13 protein-coding genes and 1 pseudogene are annotated in these 20027 nt (G+C 60.1%); 10 read left to right on the top strand and 4 right to left on the bottom strand.

Annotated elements, in window-relative coordinates; all coding sequences use genetic code 11:
- Positions 1-100 precede the first annotated feature (100 nt).
- The 7 genes from LRP59_RS09710 to tuf all read left to right on the top strand — a co-directional run bounded on the left by LRP59_RS09710 (position 101) and on the right by tuf (position 8973).
- Positions 101-631 (top strand): hypothetical protein, encoded by a 531-nt coding sequence (locus LRP59_RS09710; protein ID WP_002514885.1) that lies wholly within the window; start codon positions 101-103, stop codon positions 629-631.
- A 316-nt stretch (positions 632-947) separates the two neighbouring features.
- Positions 948-1319: a 30S ribosomal protein S12 gene (rpsL, locus tag LRP59_RS09705; RefSeq protein ID WP_002514884.1), complete on the top strand. Its 372-nt coding sequence runs from the start codon at positions 948-950 to the stop codon at positions 1317-1319.
- A 3-nt stretch (positions 1320-1322) separates the two neighbouring features.
- Positions 1323-1793 carry a 30S ribosomal protein S7 gene (gene rpsG, locus LRP59_RS09700; protein WP_002514883.1) on the top strand — a complete coding sequence of 157 codons (471 nt, stop codon included), beginning with the start codon at positions 1323-1325 and terminating at the stop codon, positions 1791-1793.
- Between the two features lie 132 nt (positions 1794-1925).
- Positions 1926-4019, top strand: coding sequence for an elongation factor G (fusA, locus tag LRP59_RS09695; RefSeq protein ID WP_002514882.1), 2094 nt, complete (start codon positions 1926-1928; stop codon positions 4017-4019).
- 637 nt (positions 4020-4656) lie between these two features.
- Complete coding sequence (locus tag LRP59_RS09690; protein ID WP_032499791.1) at positions 4657-5613, top strand: hypothetical protein; 957 nt, start codon at positions 4657-4659, stop codon at positions 5611-5613.
- Between the two features lie 35 nt (positions 5614-5648).
- Positions 5649-7511, top strand: a complete 1863-nt coding sequence (locus LRP59_RS09685; protein WP_252236862.1) for a hypothetical protein — start codon at positions 5649-5651, stop codon at positions 7509-7511.
- 268 nt (positions 7512-7779) lie between these two features.
- The gene (tuf, locus tag LRP59_RS09680) at positions 7780-8973 is read left to right on the top strand and encodes an elongation factor Tu (protein WP_002514878.1); all 1194 of its coding nucleotides are present in this window, start codon (positions 7780-7782) and stop codon (positions 8971-8973) included.
- A 117-nt stretch (positions 8974-9090) separates the two neighbouring features.
- Here tuf and LRP59_RS09675 read toward each other — a convergent pair whose 3' ends face one another.
- The 3 genes from LRP59_RS09675 to LRP59_RS09665 form a co-directional block, all read right to left on the bottom strand.
- Complete coding sequence (locus LRP59_RS09675; protein ID WP_002514877.1) at positions 9091-10884, bottom strand: alpha/beta-hydrolase family protein; 1794 nt, start codon at positions 10882-10884, stop codon at positions 9091-9093.
- Positions 10885-10961: 77 nt separating this feature from the next.
- Entirely contained in the window at positions 10962-12908 is a 1947-nt protein-coding gene (locus LRP59_RS09670) for a bifunctional UDP-sugar hydrolase/5'-nucleotidase (RefSeq protein ID WP_002514876.1), read from the bottom strand.
- 102 nt (positions 12909-13010) lie between these two features.
- Positions 13011-14708 (bottom strand): glutamine--tRNA ligase/YqeY domain fusion protein, encoded by a 1698-nt coding sequence (locus tag LRP59_RS09665; protein WP_002514875.1) that lies wholly within the window; start codon positions 14706-14708, stop codon positions 13011-13013.
- Between the two features lie 128 nt (positions 14709-14836).
- Here LRP59_RS09665 and gltX point away from each other — a divergent pair, with 128 nt between their 5' ends.
- The 3 genes and pseudogenes from gltX to LRP59_RS09650 all read left to right on the top strand — a co-directional run bounded on the left by gltX (position 14837) and on the right by LRP59_RS09650 (position 17935).
- The gene (gene gltX / locus LRP59_RS09660; protein ID WP_002521992.1) at positions 14837-16255 is read left to right on the top strand and encodes a glutamate--tRNA ligase; all 1419 of its coding nucleotides are present in this window, start codon (positions 14837-14839) and stop codon (positions 16253-16255) included.
- Positions 16255-16581, top strand: a pseudogene (locus LRP59_RS09655) (hypothetical protein); the annotation flags it as partial. The gene gltX and the pseudogene LRP59_RS09655, both read left to right, overlap by 1 nt.
- Positions 16582-16675: 94 nt before the next feature.
- Positions 16676-17935 carry a hypothetical protein gene (locus LRP59_RS09650; protein WP_032504822.1) on the top strand — a complete coding sequence of 420 codons (1260 nt, stop codon included), beginning with the start codon at positions 16676-16678 and terminating at the stop codon, positions 17933-17935.
- On the opposite strand, the gene LRP59_RS09645 is transcribed toward LRP59_RS09650, so the two are convergent.
- Positions 17916-19832, bottom strand: coding sequence for a 6-carboxyhexanoate--CoA ligase (locus LRP59_RS09645; protein WP_002533364.1), 1917 nt, complete (start codon positions 19830-19832; stop codon positions 17916-17918). The genes LRP59_RS09650 and LRP59_RS09645 overlap by 20 nt on opposite strands.
- Positions 19833-20027: the final 195 nt, after the last annotated feature.

The following is a 20027-nucleotide window of genomic DNA, read 5'->3' as shown; positions in this document are numbered from 1 at the left end:
GTTCTTCACCTGAGGGCAAACATCGAATTGTTGCCCATCCGTCTGATGTCGTAGACTCGAAGGCATACGGATACCATTGGTATTGCGAGGGGATGACGGTATGAAGCGAACAGTTCTGACGGGTGCGGTTGCGGCGTGCCTGGGAATGGTAGCTTTCGCGGTGACGGCCCCAGATGCGAGAGCGCAGAGCGCCTCGATTCCGGTGCCGACGTCCAGAGCAACTGCACATCCTCGTCTGGCTAATCGTCCATCAGGCGGGATTACGTGGTCGCCTCACCACCACGGCATCGTGCCCCCGGAAATCCACGGTGGCACCATCTATCTTCCCGATATCAGTGCCGGTCCGATCATCCTGCCGACCATCAAGGGCGGGACGATAACCCTCCCTGACATTAAAGGCGGCACAATCACCCTTCCCGATATCAGCGGACGCCCCATTATTCTTCCCAAGATTGAGGGTGGTGTGGTGAGCATTCCGCCGATCGTTTTCCCGTCGCTCCATGCCAGGGGCAGTATTCAGGTTAACGGTACGCTCCCTGGCTGGGCTAATGGTCGGGGGAACTTCCTTGCTGCGGGCGGCATGGGTGCCCCCGCGGGTCGTCCGATGGCCCTTCCGCAGACTGGCGCCTAAGAAATCCCGGTAGAGGTTTCTCACCCGACGGTGCTTACGGGGTTTCCCTGGCGCGCTTTGTCGTAGCGTTGCCAGGTTTGACCCCCGCAATGCAGGGGGGATACTCTATTAAAGCATGTCCGGTTCGTCCGGACGCTTGTGCGTGCCCTGGCACGGCGATTCACGACCGCTCGAGTTGCTGCGAGAAGGTCTGCCCGTGCGGAGTTCGCACGGCACTCCCAATCTGCAGCGAGGGCAGCGGTGATCCCGACGCAGCGATGGCGGAGTGCGAAGCCAGGGAATTCCGAACCCACCAGACGGAAAGAGATACCAGCCGGTGCCTACAATCCAGCAGCTGGTCCGCAAGGGCCGCACTGACAAGATCAGCAAGAACAAGACGCCTGCCCTCAAGGGCTCGCCGCAGCGTCGTGGCGTGTGCACCCGTGTGTACACCACGACGCCGAAGAAGCCGAACTCGGCACTGCGAAAGGTTGCCCGTGTGCGCCTCTCGTCGGGCATTGAGGTCACGGCCTATATTCCCGGTGTCGGACACAACCTCCAGGAGCACTCCATGGTGCTTGTGCGTGGCGGTCGTGTGAAGGACCTCCCGGGTGTGCGTTACAAGATTGTCCGCGGCTCCCTCGACACCCAGGGTGTTAAGGGCCGCAAGCAGGCCCGTAGCCGTTACGGCGCCAAGAAGGAGAAGTGATTCATGCCTCGTAAGGGACCCGCGCCGAAGCGCCCAGTGATGGTCGATCCCGTCTATGGATCTCCTCTCGTCTCCCAGCTTGTGAGCAAGATCCTTCTCGACGGCAAGAAGACTGTTGCCCAGAACATCGTCTACACCGCCCTAGAGGGCTGCCGGGCCAAGAACAACACTGATCCGGTGCAGACCCTCAAGCGCGCGCTCGACAACATCAAGCCCTCGCTGGAGGTCAAGTCTCGCCGCGTCGGCGGTGCCACCTACCAGGTGCCGGTCGAGGTCAAGCCTGCCCGCCAGACCACTCTGGCGATGCGGTGGCTGGTGAATTTCTCCCGCGAGCGTCGTGAGAAGACCATGGCTGAGCGCCTCATGAACGAGATCCTTGATGCCTCCAACGGCTTGGGCGCTTCGGTGAAGCGCCGTGAGGATACTCACAAGATGGCCGAGGCCAACCGCGCCTTCGCCCACTACCGCTGGTGATCGTTCGCCCCCTTCCCATCTGGGGAGGGGGCACCATCACGTCCAGCCTAGAAAACCTGCGGTTCACCGCAGGTTCATCTGCGTCGAGCATCATACCAAGACCACTTACTCCAAGATTCGAGGTCAAACACAGTGGCCAAAACTGACCTGAGCAAGGTTCGCAACATCGGCATCATGGCCCACATCGATGCCGGCAAGACGACGACGACCGAGCGCATCCTTTACTACACCGGCAAGTCCTACAAGATCGGCGAGGTCCACGACGGCGCCGCCACCATGGACTGGATGGAGCAGGAGCAGGAGCGCGGCATTACCATTACCTCCGCCGCGACCACCACCTTCTGGCATGACACCCAGATCAACATCATTGACACCCCCGGACACGTGGACTTCACCGTCGAGGTGGAGCGTTCGCTGCGTGTTCTTGACGGTGCTGTCGCCGTATTCGACGGTGTGGCGGGCGTCGAGCCGCAGTCGATGACTGTGTGGCGTCAGGCCGCTAAGTACGGCGTGCCGCGCATCTGCTACATCAATAAGCTGGACCGCACCGGCGCTTCTTTCGACCACTGCGTCAAAACCATTAAAGAGCGTCTGCACGCTATTCCGGTCCTGCTGCAGTTGCCGATCGGTGCCGAGGACCAGTTCATGGGCATCGTTGACCTGGTTGAGATGAATGCTAAGACGTGGCGTGGCGAGACTGAGCTCGGTGCTCACTACGAGACCGAGGATATTCCGGCAGACATGAAGGACGAGGCCGAGGCGGCCCGCGCTGAGATGCTCGAGACCGTCGCTGAGAACGACGAAGAGTTCATGGAGCTCTACCTCGAGGACCCCGATGCCGTGGCCGTCGATCAGGTCAAGGCCGCCATTCGTCGCGGTGTGCTGGCTTCCGCCTTCACCGCTGTCACCTGTGGTACCTCCTTCAAGAACAAGGGTGTGCAGCCGCTACTCGACGCCATCGTCGATTACCTGCCGTCCCCGACTGACGTTCCCGCCATCTCCGGTTTCAAGCCCGGTGACGAGTCCGTCGAGCTTGAGCGTCGCCCATGTGATGATGAGCCGCTGTCGATCCTGGCGTTCAAGATTGCCTCTGACCCGCACTTGGGCAAGCTGACCTTTGTGCGCGTCTACTCTGGCGTTCTCCATGCTGGCGACCAGGTGCTCAACGCCACCAAGGGCAAGAAGGAGCGCATCGGCAAGATCTACCAGATGCACGCCAATAAGCGCGAGGAGATCGAGAGCATTGGGGCCGGTATGATCTGCGCGGTCATGGGCCTCAAGGACACCACCACTGGCGAGACTCTGTGTGACCAGACGAACCCCATCATCCTCGAGTCGATGACCTTCCCGGCCCCCGTGATCGAGCAGGCTATCGAGCCGAAGTCGAAGGCGGACCAGGAGAAGCTCTCGAACGCCATCCAGCGTCTCGTCGAGGAAGACCCGACCTTCCGCGTCCACACTGACGAGGAAACCGGTCAGACCATCGTTGCCGGTATGGGCGAGCTCCACCTGGACGTCTTCATCGACCGTATGAAGCGTGAGTTCCACGTCGAGGCAAATATCGGCAAGCCACAGGTCGCCTACCGTGAAACCCTGCGCAAGCCCGTCGAGAAGTACGAGTACACGCACAAGAAGCAGACCGGCGGTTCCGGGCAGTTCGCTCGTGTCATCATCGCGATCGAGCCGAAAGAGCCCGGATTCGGCTATGAGTTCGTCAATGCCGTTACCGGTGGCCGCATCCCCAAGGAGTACATCCCCTCGGTTGATGCCGGTGTTCAGGAGTCCATGCAGTTCGGTGTCCTCGCTGGTTACCCGGTCGAGGATGTCAAGGTCACCTTGCTCGATGGTGCTTACCACGAGGTCGACTCCTCCGAGATGGCGTTTAAGATCGCCGGCTCGATGGCTTTCAAAGAGGCCGCTCGCAAGGCTAACCCGGGTCTGCTCGAGCCGTTGATGGCCGTTGAGGTCACGACCCCTGAGGATTACCTCGGTACTGTCATCGGCGACCTCAACTCCCGCCGCGGCCAGATCCAAGAGATGGTTGAGGAGCACGGAAACAAGGTCGTGCGCGCTTTGGTCCCGCTATCTGAGATGTTTGGATACGTCGGTGACTTGCGCTCAAAGACCTCCGGACAGGCTTCATACTCCATGGAGTTTGATTCCTATGGCGAGTGCCCGTCGTCCGTTGCTGACGAGATCATTGCCAAGGCTAACGGAGGCAAGTAAGCTCACTTTTCATGAACGTATTGGCCCGGCCCCCCCAATTGGGGCCGGGCCAAAACGTTCATGAAAACCCAAACAAGGCATACACATGTAATCACCTGTCTCAGATAGGGCTATACTTTTGCCGGAATTTGACATTGCGAACCGGGGATTGACGAATTCAAATCCCCTGTCATGAACTAAGGGGACCTCCATGGCGGATGAATCCGGTCACGGCAAGGAACAACACGATCAGCTTTCTACCAGTAACCAATCCAACAACGCCTACGATTCCATTGATCCTTCGCAGACGGTGATCCGTCCAGCGCCGACGCCGACACCGCAACCACCCTCGGGGCCGGAGATTCTCGCTGATGGTCGCAGCACTGGTCCGGCAGACCAGCCCGGGCGTCCCGATGGGGGCTTCGGACAGCCTGCTGCGGGTTCGGCGAGCGTGGTCGGAGAGCCTCAGAGACAGCCGCAGACGATGCCGCCGAATCCGCCACTCCCGAATCAGCTCCACCAGTCTGGGGGATTCGCGGGCCCTCAGGGAGGGCCCCGCTTTGATCAGCCCAATGGCCCTCGACCAGGCTGGCCGAGTGGGTGGCAGGCCCAGGGACATTCCGGTCCCTACGGCCCAGGCCCTCAGCCCGGCCAGCAGATAGGTCATCCGGGTGTCCAGCCTGGGCAGCAGAGCGTGCCCCAGCCTGGTACGGTGCCTGCCTACCCGACGCAGGCTCCGGGCCAACGTTCCGGCGTCCAACCCGGCATGGTGCCGAACCCTGGGCACCCGGGCCCTTACCAGACGAGTCTGCAGCAAGGCGGGTACACCACCACGCAGCCCCTGCCGACCATGCCTGCCGCTGGTCAAGCGCCGATGATGCAGCAGCCCTATCAGGGGGCGCTCGCGGTACAACCATCTGGTAACTGGTTCGCTGACGCGTGGGGAGTTCTCCGTCGGATCTGGAGAGGTGATGTCGTAGAGGCCTTTGATCTGGCCACGGCCTCCCGGAAGTTCTGGCTCTGGACTGGTCTTGCCCAGGCTGGATTTGCCGGTTTCGCCTTTGCCAACTTGATGTGGCGGGTGACGTCCTCCATCGACAACGGGGCCAACCGTGTTACTCACGGCTTCCTTGGTCGGTTCGGTATGGACGACCCCAGTCAGACCTATAACGTCACCGGATTCGAGTTCAGTTCGTGGTTGAAGGCGTTCTTCACCATGTTCCTGGCTGTCGCCGTGGTGTTCGCGGTACGTCCGCTCTTCATCAAGATGGTATACGCGTGGCGTCAGTCCAGGCAGACTTGGGAGGTCGCCTACACCGTCAACTCGGTCGCGACCCTGTCCTCCACCTTCGTCGTCGCAGTCGTGAGCCTCCTGTGGTTTGTGCCCTCCGGGGCACTGGTCCCGGTAGGGCTCGTGATGCTGTGGGCGCTTGGCGCGATGTGCCAGTTCCTTGGTGAGTTACTCCTCTACACTGGCGTGAACAAGACCGGAGAATTCCCGCCATATTCCCGTTCCCCGCTCGTCCCGCACGTCATCGGGACTGGCTTTTACGTGGTAGTGGTTATCGTGCTCTGGTTGCTCTGTGCCGCGGTCGCCGGGGGGATCACGTCATGAGTCCGACGATGAGCAGACGGCGTCTTAGCGCGCCGATGCGGCGTGGTGTCGTGGCTCTGTGTGTGGCGATGGCCTTCGTGTTATCGGGATGCGGTGCCGTCATAGGTACAACTCTCAAGGTCAACGACGATGGTTCGGGTTCCCGGGGTTTGACGGTGACCTTTACCAACGACGATTCCGATCAAGCCAAGCAGGTGTTTGCCAAGCCGTTGAGCGTCTATGACGCAAGTATCAAGAAGCATGTTCCCTCGCAGCTGACTTACAACGGCTTGCACATGCAGGGAAAGTCGATGGTTGCCTCCTTCCAGCTCGACTTTTCCAGTCCCCAGGACTACCTCACTAAGGTGCGCGCCATCATTGGCGGCTCCAAGGATCCGACGTCTGACATCCAGAACATCAACACCCCGTTGGTTAACGGAGTCGTCGGAAAGGAGAACTTCACGTCCCGGGATCTTCTTGAGTGGTTGCCGCAAGGTTTGGAACAGGACGGAATCGTTGATTCCGGCAACGTTGGGAACGTCCTCGACTCCGAGAACAACATGACGTTGACGATCGGAGGCAAGAACTTCACCTCGCAGACGCCGCTGGACGTCGAGCACGTGGCTGACAACGGTTTCGACCAGGTTGTCGTTCAGCTGAACTTCAAGAGCATGAGGGACGTCGGTGCCGTCGTCTGGTACTTCTCCGAGCAGGCCTGGGGTGCTGACAAAAAGAATAAGGTCAAAGCCTTCCTCGACCAGGCCACCAAGGACGGCAATGGTGAGGCCGCCGACGCGAAGAGTGACGACCTGCCTGAGGATGTGCGCCAACAGCTCTCGTCGACCTACCCAGTGGGCAAGAAGGTCACCATCAAGGCCGGTTCTTTGGAAGAGGTCGACAAGAGGGTGGCTCAGGCTCTCGGCAACAAGTCTGGCAGTTTGAAGATCGCTCCCGGACAGGCGAAGCAGAGCGACCCGAGCAGTGGGACAACAGCGTCATTCGTGATTCCGTTGTCCTTGACCGGTCAGGTCTCCTGCTCGGCTATCTGCTCCCGCGACGCCGGGGACCCGGTGACGGTGGTCACCCACCCTTCGCAGTGGGTGAATGAGGACTCTTCTGCGCCATCGGACGAGGGCCAGACGAGCACTCAGATCATCAGGGGCGACGCGCCTTTGACGTTGGACGTGCCGCTGGAGACCAAGAAGACCAGCACAACGATGCATCTTAACCCGGGGGCAGAGGTCTCGTACGAGGCCAATTTGACCTTCGACAATGCCGCTCTGGGGGACAACAAGGAGGAGGTCAAAAAACTGCTCCGGGGAGACAGGAACTGGTCGGTCGAGCAAAAGTCTGGCAAAGGCACCACCCAGTACACGGTCAGGGGGAGCGCCGACGATCCCCTCGCCTTCAGCAAGAAGTACTCGGGAAGCGATTCTCCCCTGGTCGTAGAGAACGAACTAGAGCCGACGACGTTCAAGAATCACTGGATGATCGCGGTCACCCCCTTGGACAGGATGTCGAGGGGCGAAATCAGGATCATCACCGATCACGGCACGTTCGACGATGGCAGCTCTGAAAAGACGTGGACACCTGGCGAATCCACGGTGTTCAACGCCCGTGTTAGTACCCTGCGGACCGGTCCTGTCGTTGTCGCGGTCGTCATCGGTGTCCTCATTGTCGCCGTTGCTGTACTGGCTTACATCAAGCGCGATGCTATTCGGGCATGGCACAAGAAGCGTGCTGAGGCTGCGCGTCAGCAGGCTGCCCAGAACGGGCAGTACCGGGTCCCTGCGCAGGGTCAAACGGCTCAGAATCAGCAGTGGTCATCGCGCCCCGGCGCTCCGGTGCCTCCGCCGCCGGGCGGATACCCACCTGACCATAGTGGCGCTGGCCAGTGGACAGAAAACGATCTTCGATGAGCGCTCTTTCTCCTAGCGGTGGGTGTGCTCGCTGCCACGTCGCGTGTCGGGTCATGAATTCAGCGTGCGGTCGTGGCGGCGGCTGGCGTGTTGCGGCCAGCAGAAGGGGAAGACCTGGTTTGACTATCCCTGGGCACGTGCAGAATAATAAGAAAAGTTCCCTGACCTCTGGTCGGGGGCCCGTCCAGAAACGTTCCTGGGAACCTCCCAGGAATATCCACATGACGCGTCCCGTGCACAAGCGGGCGACATTCCAGAAGGAGCCCCAGTGGCAAAGGCCAAGTTCGAGCGGACCAAGCCGCACTGCAACATCGGCACCATCGGACACATCGACCACGGCAAGACGACCCTCACCGCGGCGATCTCCAAGGTGCTGCACGACAAGTACCCGGAGCTGAATGAGGAGTCGCCGTTCGACCAGATCGATAAGGCTCCCGAGGAGCGTCAGCGCGGCATCACCATCTCGATCGCCCACATCGAGTACCAGACCGAGAAGCGTCACTACGCTCACGTCGACTGCCCTGGGCACGCTGACTACGTCAAGAACATGATCACCGGTGCTGCTCAGATGGACGGCGCCATCCTCGTGGTTGCTGCTACTGACGGCCCGATGCCTCAGACTCGTGAGCACGTTCTGCTCGCTCGTCAGGTGGGTGTGCCCGCCATCGTCGTCGCCCTCAACAAGTGCGACATGGTTGACGATGAGGAGCTCATTGAGCTTGTCGAGATGGAGGTCCGCGAGCTGCTGACCTCGCAGGAGTTCGACGGCGACAACTGCCCTGTCGTTCGCATCTCCGCCTTCCAGGCCCTCCAGGGTGACGAGAAGTGGACCCAGTCGATCCTCGACCTCATGGACGCCGTGGACGAGTACATCCCGCAGCCTGAGCGCGATCTCGACAAGCCCTTCCTTATGCCGATCGAGGACGTCTTCACCATCACCGGCCGTGGCACCGTTGTCACCGGTCGTGTCGAGCGTGGTGTCGTCAAGACTGGCGAAGAGGTCGAGATCGTCGGTATCCACGAGAAGACCCAGAAGACCACCGTTACCGGTGTCGAGATGTTCCGTAAGATCCTCGACGAGGGCCGCGCTGGTGAGAACGTCGGCGTTCTGCTCCGTGGCACCAAGAAGGAGGACGTCGTTCGCGGCATGGTCCTCTCCAAGCCTGGTTCCACCACCCCCCACACCGACTTCGAGGGCCAGGTCTACGTCCTCAAGAAGGATGAGGGTGGCCGCCACAAGCCGTTCTTCTCCCATTACAGCCCCCAGTTCTACTTCCGTACCACGGACGTGACTGGCACTGTTGAGCTCCCCGAGGGCACCGAGATGGTCATGCCTGGCGACAACACCGACATGACTGTGCACCTGATTCACCCGGTTGCCATGGAGGATCAGCTCAAGTTCGCTATCCGTGAGGGCGGCCGCACCGTCGGTGCTGGTCGAGTCACCAAGATCATCAAGTGATGTGATCTGAGCTTTTCACGAGGGCCGTTCCCTTAAGGGAACGGCCCTCATCGCATGTGAATACAGATTGCTCTATGGCGCCAATAGGCAACAAAGGACATCCGGGTAGCCCCGCCTTTACCGAGGGGCTGACGTCTTAGGAATTGCCTTGGCGACCGCGGCCACGGTGTTGTCGTCACAGGAAATCCCCAACACAGCAGCCCAGACGGGGATGAACTCGCTGTGGTAATTGTGACCGTGGCCGCCTGGTGGGGTCGTTGCTAGGGTCATGTCGGCGGTTACCTGCCAAAAACTTGACCACGGCGTCCACAGAATGTGGGGATTGACGTCGTTGCCAGCTCTCTCGCGCATCCAGTCGGGCTCAGCCCAAATCATCTCAGGGGACCACCACGTCACCGGGTCTGAAGGATGCTGGACATAGGCAATGCGGGTGTGTGAACGCCAGGGTGGGTAGGGGGCTCCCCAGTGATCATGAGTGATTTCACGCGGATTGCCTATGAAACGTACGACCCGGCCATTGTCAATTACTGGGACGATTTCGGGAGACCCTTCCCGTCGATGCTTTTCGAGGTCCTTCCAAATTGGTGTGAAACCGGGCGTGCCCACCCACACAGCGCCATCGACCTTCGACACCATGTCATTGATCGACGCAAAGGCAGCCTGCCCTCCGAAGGACCCCAGAGATACCCCGCTGGTGTACAGCTTGGGACGAGTCTGCGGATCAAGTGTTTTCCAGTAGTTATAGATGACGGTGAACAGTGCCCGGGCTCCCTGCTTTGGTGATTCGCGGTCAAGGAGGAAGGCCCCGACGCTGCCTAGGTACGAGTACTGCATGGTGGCGGTGGCGCAGTCGCCGCGGGTCAAATATTCGACCGCAGACACTGACCATTCCTCCACCCAGCCAGAACCCGTGCCGTTCTGAATGACGAGTACCTTACGGTGAAACGCTCCGGTGCGAATGAGCTCAGCAAGCACACCACGAGCCTCCGCCGTGTAATCACGTTGGGTATTGAGCCCGGCATATACCCGGATTGGCTCCTTTGCCGGTTTCCCCATGACATCGCTGATCATGGCGGCGCTCGGCCCGTCGGTGACGACGTCTTTGCCTTCTCGGCCCAGTCCGTCCCAGGGCTGGAGGGAATCCGGGGAGCCAGACTTTAGGGGAGACGTCGGCGGGGTACGTCCGGCTGCTGTTTGGGCATTCGTCTGTGCCATGACATGGGCGACGCCGTTGGCAGTCGTTCTCACGATGACGTTATTGGTTGCCCAGAGCAGTAAAGCCACGCTTAAAGCAACGACAACGACGGCGAGAACTGGCTGGGCGATGAAACGGTGCACACCGGTATACAGAGTTCGGATGCCGTGAGCGATGAAACGCATAAGTAATACCGCTGTGACGAAGAAGATGAGGCCCGTCACTACCCCGACGGTCTGCGCAAACCACACCTTACGCGGCAGCCCAACAGCGTCGGATACAGAACGCTGCTGTCGGGTGCACCATATGAACATTCCGAGCGATATGAGGGCGAGGATTGCATACCAACTACGTTGAATCCCTCGCACGGCGCTGGTCGACACTGACACCTGCAACCGAGTGATCTCTGCTAGCCATCGCGAGATTCGGCCAATGAATCCGCCGATCCCGTATGCGAAGAGTGTTGATAACCACACATTGACCGCGACCATCCACCACGTCCGGGGAACCAGTGAGGGCGTTAAAGCCGTCCATAGGCCGAACAGGGCAAAGATGAGGCCAACGATGCTGGCACGGCGCAGCACTTTCGCCGGCCAACTCCGGTTGGCCAGCCGAGCCGGGTACCCATGCTTAGGAATCCACGGGACGATTTGGGTAGTCAGCGCTACATCCTTCCAGTATCGATGGCGTGCGGTCTTTACCTGCCATGATCGCACTCTTCCACGTTGCCCGGACAAGAAGAGCCTCGGCCTACCTTTGAGGTGGGCCGAGGTTTAACAATGTTCACACGTAGTCAGACGCCAGTGCCTGGCAGGGTCGTCGGACGATTGGGAGAGCCAGATCCCGGTTGGGGCCCACCAGATATGCCGCCGTCACCTGGCTTGCCGCTGCCTGGCCACGTCTCGCCGGTCGTGGTGACGAACCAGTTGCGATCGAAAAAGTCCTTTGGATTGATCGTCTTCATTGCCATGGCAGTATCGATGAGTAGCTGGCGAATCTCGAGAATCTCGTCCCAGACGACCGGAGCCTCGGCGACGTGCGGGTAACCGCCGCCACCGCTCATGCGGTAGTTATTGATGGCCAGCAGGAACCTCTGGTCATGAGCGACCGGCTTACCCTGCCACGACAGGCCCAGGATGCGCGCGCCGACCGGCCGGGAAATATCGATGGAGTACGTGACCCCAGTAACGGCATCATAGTTGTAATCCCATACCGGCTTGCCCTGGTAATCGGCCTGAGTGTCGCCGCCTTCGCTGGCCGGAGCCGGATTGACGGCGGCCCCTTTCTTGGCCTGCTTGAAGTACTTCGCGGAGTACTCCAGGTAGTCCTCGAGCTGCTTACCGGTAAGCAGGATTCCGGCCAACGTGTTGTCAAAGACGTACAGCCCGGCGATGTCCTTGATCGTGACGTCACCTTTCGGGAAGGCTGCAGTGCGGGAGAACGGTGACACCTGGGCAATGACCGGGATGCCGTCATATGTGCCGCCCTTGATCGCCTTGGCAACGGTGTCGGCCTCGACCTTGCCGATGAAGTCAAGGATCGGGGTGTCTTCGACCATCGAACGCTCAGTTGTCAGCGTCGCCATCGAGGTGGCAACAACTGAGTTGACGTACCTGACGGTGGCCTTGTGGTCGGTCTGTAGCTGGGAGTCGGAGGCGAACTCTGTGTCCTCCTTAACATCGCGGGTGTAACGCGGTTTGACCGTGATCTGATCGTGGCGGATCGTGACCTTGGTGGCGGAGAAGTTCAGCGGAATCGTCACGTGAGATACCGAACGAGCCCAGTAGTCGGGCTGAGTGATGACGACCTTGTGCCCTGAGATGCCGTCAACAATCTCAACGGGGTCATCCTGATGGGTGTGACCGATGACAACCAGGTCAACCTCGGGAACGGACTTTGCCAACACGGTGGCGTTATTCTCGGGCAGCCCGTGGTAAACCGGGGCAGCCTGAACTTCGGAGAGCCCGGCATGAACGAGCACGACGACGACGTCGGCACCATCTTTGCGAAGACGTACTGAGTATCGAGCGGCGGTCTTGACTGGATCAGCGATATCGACCTTGCCGACCAGATTTGCCTTGTCCCACACCATTGAGCCGGGGGTAGTGACCGCGACTATGCCAACCTTCACCTCGTGACCGGCAACGTTTTTGGTCAGCATGAGGCTGCCCTGGGTGAGGGGCTTGCCGGTCTTGACATCAATGACGTTGGCGCATAGCAGCGGGGCTTTGAGGTCGTTGTGGTAGCGGAACAGTTCTGCGATCCCGTAATTGAACTCGTGATTGCCGATATTTGCAGCGTCATAACCCACCAGGTTGAAGGCGCGAGCCATGACCTCATCGTGACCGAGCTTGTCGGGTTGCTTCGCTGAAAGGTACGTCAGCGGGGTGCCCTGGATGGTGTCGCCGTTGTCGAGCATGACGACGGAGTCGGCGCCCTGCTCTGCGCGGACCTGTTTCGCGATCGTGGCCACGCGGCTCACACCCAAGGGAGCCGAGGAACGCCCCTTATCCGAAGGCGGAAAGGCAGCGTCAGCGAAGTAATCCCAGTCGAAGACATGACCGTGGATATCGGTCGTCGCCAACACTGTGAGCGCCGCCGTGCTGAGCGTGGAGTCTGAAACTGTGGGGATCGGTGATGCGAAGGAGCGGTCAACTGCTGTCATGGCGAGTCCAGCTCCCAGCGAGCCGGCCAACAGGGCGCGGCGCGACAGGCTCGTACCAAGGGGGTTGTCATGCATAGATGGTGTCCTTCCAACGGGTTGGGAAGCGACACCATCGTTACCGAATGAGGTGAGCGTTGGGGGACAAATCGATGGATTTTTGTCGGCAACATTGTCTAGTCAGGCCTGGCGCTTTTGTAGCTGGGCCCATTCGTCACGCAGACCGACGGTGCGATGGAACACGGCGGTGTCGTGATCTGCAGCGAAGTATCCCAGTCTCTCGAATTGCACCACCTCGCCCGGAGCCACATTGGCTAGGGCTGGTTCGGCCATGACCTCGGTGAGTGTTTCGCGGGAATGTGGGTTGAGATCGTCAAGGGCTTCCCCGGTCTGCGACCCGGGAATCTCAGCGCTGAATAAGCGGTCGTACAGGTTGGCTGTCACGGGAATGGCATGGCCAGCCGAAACCCAGTGCATCGTCGATTTCACCTTGCGGCCGTCAGGGGCGGTTCCGCCGCGCGATTGCGGGTCGTAACTGGCGTGAACCTCAGCAATAGTTCCGTCAGGATTCTTGACGACGTCGGTGGCTGTCACCAGGTAGGCGCCGCGCAGGCGCACCTCATGTCCAGGGGAGAGGCGGAAGAATTTGCGGGGAGGGTCCTCGCGGAAATCATCGGCCTCAATCCAGAGCTCTCCGGTGAAGGGGACGCGACGGGTACCGTCGTCAGGATTCTCCGGATTATTGACCAGCTGGAACCATTCCACCACCGGGTTGCCGTCGTCGTCAGTCGGCCAGCCATCAAGGACAAGCTTGAGGGGGTGCAACACAGCCATGCGTCGCTGAGCGGTGGCGTTGAGCTCGCGGCGCATGAAGGACTCAAACTCCTCAATGGCCTTGACCGAGTTGTTCTTGGTAGTGCCGACGGCCTGGCAGAAGGCTCGAATGGCGGCTGCTGGGTATCCACGGCGACGCATACCGCGCAGGGTGGGCATGCGCGGATCATCCCATCCGTCAACGATGTTGTCGGTTACTAGGGACTTGAGCCGGCGCTTCGAGGTGATGGTGTGGGTCAACTCGAGACGGGCAAATTCGCGCTGCTTGGGGGCAGGGCCGTCCAGGGGCAGGTGAGAAAGGAACCAGTCGTAGAGCGGACGATGACTGTTGAACTCTAGGGAGCACAACGAGTGAGTCACGCCCTCAATAGCGTCAGACTGACCATGTGCCCAGTCATAGGTGGGGTAGATGCACCACTCGGTACCGGTGGAGTGGTGGGGTTGGTGGCGGATCCGGTACATGACTGGGTCGCGCAGCCACATATTTTCGGCCTGCATATCGATGCGGGCGCGCAGGCAGCGGGAACCGTCGGGGAATTCCCCGGCACGCATCCGCCTCAGCAGGTCAAGGGATTCTTCGGCAGGACGGTTGCGATAGGGACTTTCAATGCCCGGCTTACCGTAGCCGCCGCGCTGCTCGCGGATAGTTTCGGGGGACTGGTCGTCAACGTAGGCCAGCCCCTCACGTACGAGGTATTTCGCCCACTCGTAAAGCTGCTCAAAATAGTCTGACGCGTGGACAACGTGGGCCGGGGAGTAACCTAACCACTCAATGTCTGCAACGATCGACTCGACATACTCGGTTTCCTCGGTGCCTGGATTAGTATCGTCAAGTCTCAGGTTGCAGGTGCCGCCGAAATCCTCGGCAACGCCGAAATCGGTGACGATGGCCTTGGCGTGGCCAATGTGGAGGTAGCCGTTAGGCTCAGGTGGGAACCGGGTCTGGACGCGCCCGCCGTAGGTGTCCTGGTGGATGTCCGCGCGAACAACCTGATGAATGAAGTCCGAGCTGGACTCAGCCGGGTTTCCAGTAGGTTCTGCCATGGCGGGAACTTTACCGGAGTCTGTCAGCGGATCCCGATAGACTTCGTGTCATCATGACTGATTTGCATCCCGCGCGCACGCGCGTTGCCCCCTCGCCCACTGGTGATCCTCACGTCGGTACGGCCTATATGGCCTTGTTCGACAAGGCATGGGCACAACGCACCGGTGGCCAGTTCGTGCTGCGCATCGAGGACACTGATCGCACTCGTCTGGTGGCGGGTTCGGAGGATCAGATTTATCAGACACTCGAGTGGCTGGGGTTATCTCCTGACGAGTCCCCGCTCGTCGGTGGCCCGTATGAGCCGTACAAGCAGTCTGAGCGGTTAGACACGTACAAACCGCTCGTTGAGAAACTCATCGAGTCCGGTCACGCCTATCGTTGCTGGTGCTCCCAGGAGAGGCTCAAGCAGTTGCGCGAGGAGCGTGCTGCGGCGAAGTCGCCGGAGACCGGTTACGACCGGATGTGCCTGGGGATGTCGAAAGAGGAAAGAGCTAAACTGCCAGGTTTCACCGAGACCCCGGTGGTTCGGATGCTTATTCCTGAGGATGTCGATCTGGAGTTTGATGACCTTATCCGGGGCACGGTGCGTGCTCCTCGTCCTGACGATCAGGTGATCCTCAAAGCTGACGGGTTCCCGACTTACCACATGGCCGTCGTCGTTGACGATCATCTGATGGGTATCGATACCGTTGTGCGCGGTGAGGAATGGATTTCGTCGACGCCCAAGCATCTATTGCTTTACAAGTGGCTGGGATGGGAAGCGCCGAGGTTCGCTCATATGCCCCTGCTGCGTAATACTGATAAATCCAAGATTTCTAAGCGTAAGAACCCGGCTGCTCGGCTGATGTGGTTCCGTGAGCAAGGCTATCTTCCTGAGGCGTTGCGTAATTTCCTTCAATTGTTGGCCTACCCGACGGTTGCTGAGGGCCAGGAAATGGAGGACTTTGATTCCTTCGTGTCCCGGTTCGATTGGGGAGACGTTTCTACAGGCGGCCCGGTCTTCGACGTCACTAAATTGGACTGGCTCAACGGTCAGTACATTCGCAGCCTTGACGCTGAGGTCCTCACTGATCGTGTGCTCGACTACGCCGACCAGATGGGCCAGGCGCGACAAGTTCTGGGTCGTGATCTGACCCAGGAGGATCGCTGTGTCATCCACGCCGCGATGCCGCTAGTTCGGGAAAGATTAACGTTGTTGTCCGAGGCTCTGCCCAAGCTGGCCTTCCTGCTGACTGACGACGACGCCCTGGTCTTCGATGGGGATTCTGTGGCCAAGCTCAAGGCAGGAGCCGACGACATCCAGCATGCCGCTGTTGAGGTGCTCAAGGGACTTGATGATTTCTCCGCTGACGCTATCCAAGCTGCCTTGCGCGCCCGACTGTGCGACGAGATGGGCATCAAGCCCCGCCTAGCCTTTGCGCCGGTTCGGGTGGCCGTGACTGGTTCGCGGGTGTCCCCGCCGCTGTTCGAGGCGATGGAGATTCTGGGCAAGGAGTCGACTCTTCGTCGTATGCAAAGGTTCGAGGCTGAGATAGACCAGAAGTAATGACTGAACACGGGGAGACGGGGGTTGTGCTGCGGCGTCATCCACTTCTGCGACGCCCAATAGTGTGGTTCTGGGTGCTCGTCACCTGTTATTGGGCGTTGGTGTGGCGAACGCCTGTGTGGGATATCGATGATTTGTATTTCGCCACCCGATCTGGTACTCCCGGCGGGCGTATTGACTGGGCGGATTTTGCGCGGCTCACCGTCTGCGATCTGGTAGAGCGCAATGGTCGTTTCTCGGACATGATGGTGCAACTCGTCATGGCGATGGGGGGATGGATTCGCGTTCCCCTCATACTCTCGTCTGTGACGGCGTCGCTGGCACTATGGCTCATGGTGCGAGGCCTTATTCGAGATCTACGGGAAGTAGTGTCGCCCGGTGCTGACCTTTTAGCAGGCATCGGTGCATTTCTCGCACCAATTGGCCGTGATTGGGTTCGAGCCACATATGGGTGGGGATACAATCATGTTCATTGCTGCGAACATCGGCTATATGTGGGGTCTAGCGCTCGGTATCGTTTCTATCCTTCTGCTGTGGTCCCAGCGGGGACCGAATGTCGACCACGGCTGGGTTTTGTGGATAGCGGTGGTGCTGTCATGTGTAGCAAGCATTCACCATGAATTGAATGCGCCGGGAATCGTCGGAGCAATTGTTGCCATGGCTCTCATAACACCTGCTGGGAAATGGACTACTCGGTGGGCGGTGGCTCTGATCGTGGCGGCTGTGGGAAATGCCGCGAGAATGGGAATGCCGGGTTTGTGGGCACGTCGTCACCGAGTGGGAGACCCATATCCGTACCCGAAATCAACCGGGGAGATTCCCAAACGAGTGTCATTCATCGTCCACTCCGTCAGTCATTCGCTCAGCAATTACCCGGTCGTGTTCTTTGCGATCATGCTGTCAGTTATCGCTCTGTGTCTGGTAGTCATGAGGCGCGGATTCCACCGCCGCGCTATCGGGATCCTGCTCGCCCTGTTCTGTGTGGCATCTGTCGGGCTAGCCGCGGCCAGCCTGCGAATTATTACGGTACTCGCGCAACGAAAGCTCGTGGGAGATATTCGACTGTACTTCTCGGCCACCGGAGTGCTGAGCGGGGTGTGCTTCGGCATCGTGATGGCGATCCTTGTAGTGCTCACAGTGATGGTTGCTCGGATACCGGGATGCGGCATGGTGGGGGTGTCGACGGGCGCGGCGTTTGGTTACTATGCGCTGCCGTTGATTCAAGGTTCTCCAGGGGGACGAACGTCCTTCCTCGGCCTAGTGGTTTTTACCGTGAGTGCGCTGATATGGGCATGGGCTGCAGTCGGGCTGATGCGGGGTGGCACAACCCAGGGCGACAGCTGTATTCCAGCCTCGGAATCTGGCGCGCGAGTTATGGCGGTATCGGAGACGCAACTCGCGACGGTTCTGGCTATGGTTACTACCGCGTCATGTCTGGGTACCGGCCCATTGGGAGCGTGGGAGATGCTCGAGGGAGCGACACTCAACGGTAGTGTCTGGCGAGCGGTCAACGCCCAGCTAGACGCGGCACGCCGTGGGGAGCGCGACACAGTCGTCGTCCCGAAGGCGCTGCCCGCCCCAGACTGGTTGCCCGACTATGCGGGCCGCCGTGGAACCACCGAGGCCCGCCTTCATCAGTATTACGACCTCCCGAAGAACGTCACCGTGGTGCGTCGCTGAGAGCGCCGTCAAGGACTTCGCGGAGGGACGTGACGAGAATCCGAATGTGCTCGTCAGTGTGACGTGCCGTGAGACAGATACGCAGGATGGCGTCGCCCTTCGCGACTGCGGGGTAGCGGATCGCACCGACCATGAGGCCGCGACGAGCCAGCTCTCCCTGAGCTGCGACAGCACGAGATTCCGGTCCAACCGGGATCCGGATGATCGGGCCGCGATCATGGGCGGCCGAGGGCGGAATGAGGTCAGCTTCGGCCAGGAGGCGACGTGCCTGGGCGACGTTGGCCTGAAGTTTACGGACCCGACTTGTGTCAGTTCGTAGATACTTCACGGCCGCGGCCACGGCTGCCGCGACGGCAGGAGAAGGGGCGCTGGAGAACACGTACCCTCGTGCGCAGTTGCGCATCAGGATAGCCAGAGTCTCGTCGACGCATGCGAAACCACCCTCGACCCCGAGAGCTTTGCTCGCAGTTCCCAACAAAACGTCGGGTCGTTGTGACGCCGAGAGACCTTCGGTCGCGCTGCGGCCAGTGGGACCGACCGTACCAATCCCATGAGCATCGTCGACGACAACCAGAGCACCATGGCGGTGGGCAATTTCGACGAGCTCGCCGACAGGGGTGACGTCGCCGCCCATGGAGTAGACGCCTTCGGTGAGTACGAGCGCCCTGTTGGTCGTAACGCGATCGAGGGCTGTGTCGATGGCGTCGAGGTCGGCGTGGGGGACGACGACGGTGCGCGCTCGCGCCAAGCGGCACCCGTCGATCAGGCTGGCATGGTTCTCAGCATCGGAAATGACGGTGACGTGAGGGTCGGCGAGCAACTGTATGGTCGCGATGTTGGCTTGGTAGCCGCTGGCCATGAACACGGCCTGCGGGTATCCCAACCATGCGGCGATCTCACGTTCAGCCTGGTGGTGAGCTACGGAAGTGCCCGTCGTGAGCCGAGAGCCACCCGAACTATTCCCGAGCCTTCTGGCAGTGTTGATCATGGCCTGCTGAACTTTAGGCTCGGTCGACAGGCCGAGGTAGTCCGATGAGGAGAACAGTAAGGCAGGTCCGTCGGTTGTGACGGTGTCAGGATCCTGAGCAGAGCAGAAGGTGCGGGGACGGCGCTCGAGGCCAGCAGCGCGCCATGCGTTGAGACGGCCGCAGAGGTGATCATGCCAGGAGGCCGCTTTGGGGCCGCTGGCCGTGGCAGGGCCGATAAGAACGGGGTGGTTTTCGAGCCACGTGGTGATCGTGGTTGGGTCGGCACGTGCCGTGTCGACGAGGATGATGCGTCCACCATTGGGGTCGCCGTCAGCTTTGACGTTAGTCACCGTCGTGTAGACCCCGTCGACACAAACGTAGCCGCGGGTGTAATGGGGGTCGTCGGAAATGCAGAGTTCCGCCAGTACTCCCGGTGCGGCTGCGACTTTGCTAGCCAACAACACGGCTTCATGATGGTGTTTCTTGTGTGCCAAAGACGCTCCCGGGGCCGATTCGGTGAGATCTCCGAACTTCGTAACTCGCACCCCACGCAGAGGGTCGGCCTCTAACCGACGGCCAGTTCCCGACTCAACCATGGCAGCTCCTCGCATGGTCGGGCCTTCAGTGAGAACACGCAGTGCTTCGGCAGGATGGGGGACGAAGCGGGATAAGACGTCGACAAAGTACTGGCGAGCCGCCATGGGATCAGGACATTCCTTAAGCTCAGTGGGAAGAGCAGGAATGACGGTGGGCTCGACGTCGAGTTGATCCAGACTGACGCGCACCTGCCGAGCCTTGACGGTATGCCCCGGCGCAAGAGCGCGTTGTGTCAGACCGGCCACGGTCTGCTCGATCATTCCCGGCGCAACGAGCGACTCGGCTCCACTGACGTGATAGGGCTCGTCATCGAGGGTCCCAGCGGCTCTCATGCGCACACTCCACCAGGCTGCGGTTGTGGGGTTTTGCGATGACATTGGCGACTCCTCGGCGTTGGCAACCGGATAACAATTGAACACCATTCAATTGCGGGGCCGTTGTTGGGGTCTGCTGGTCCTGATTTGCCTTGCTGGTTCGTCGGTGACACACTGTAGAAGTTGCTCCGAACGGGGTTGCAGTGCGCCTCG

Source organism: Cutibacterium sp. 37298, from assembly GCF_023838685.1.
GTDB classification, from domain to species: domain Bacteria; phylum Actinomycetota; class Actinomycetes; order Propionibacteriales; family Propionibacteriaceae; genus Cutibacterium; species Cutibacterium acnes.
Note: the sequence above shows the minus strand (reverse complement) of the source record. Positions and strands in the feature narration are given on the sequence as shown.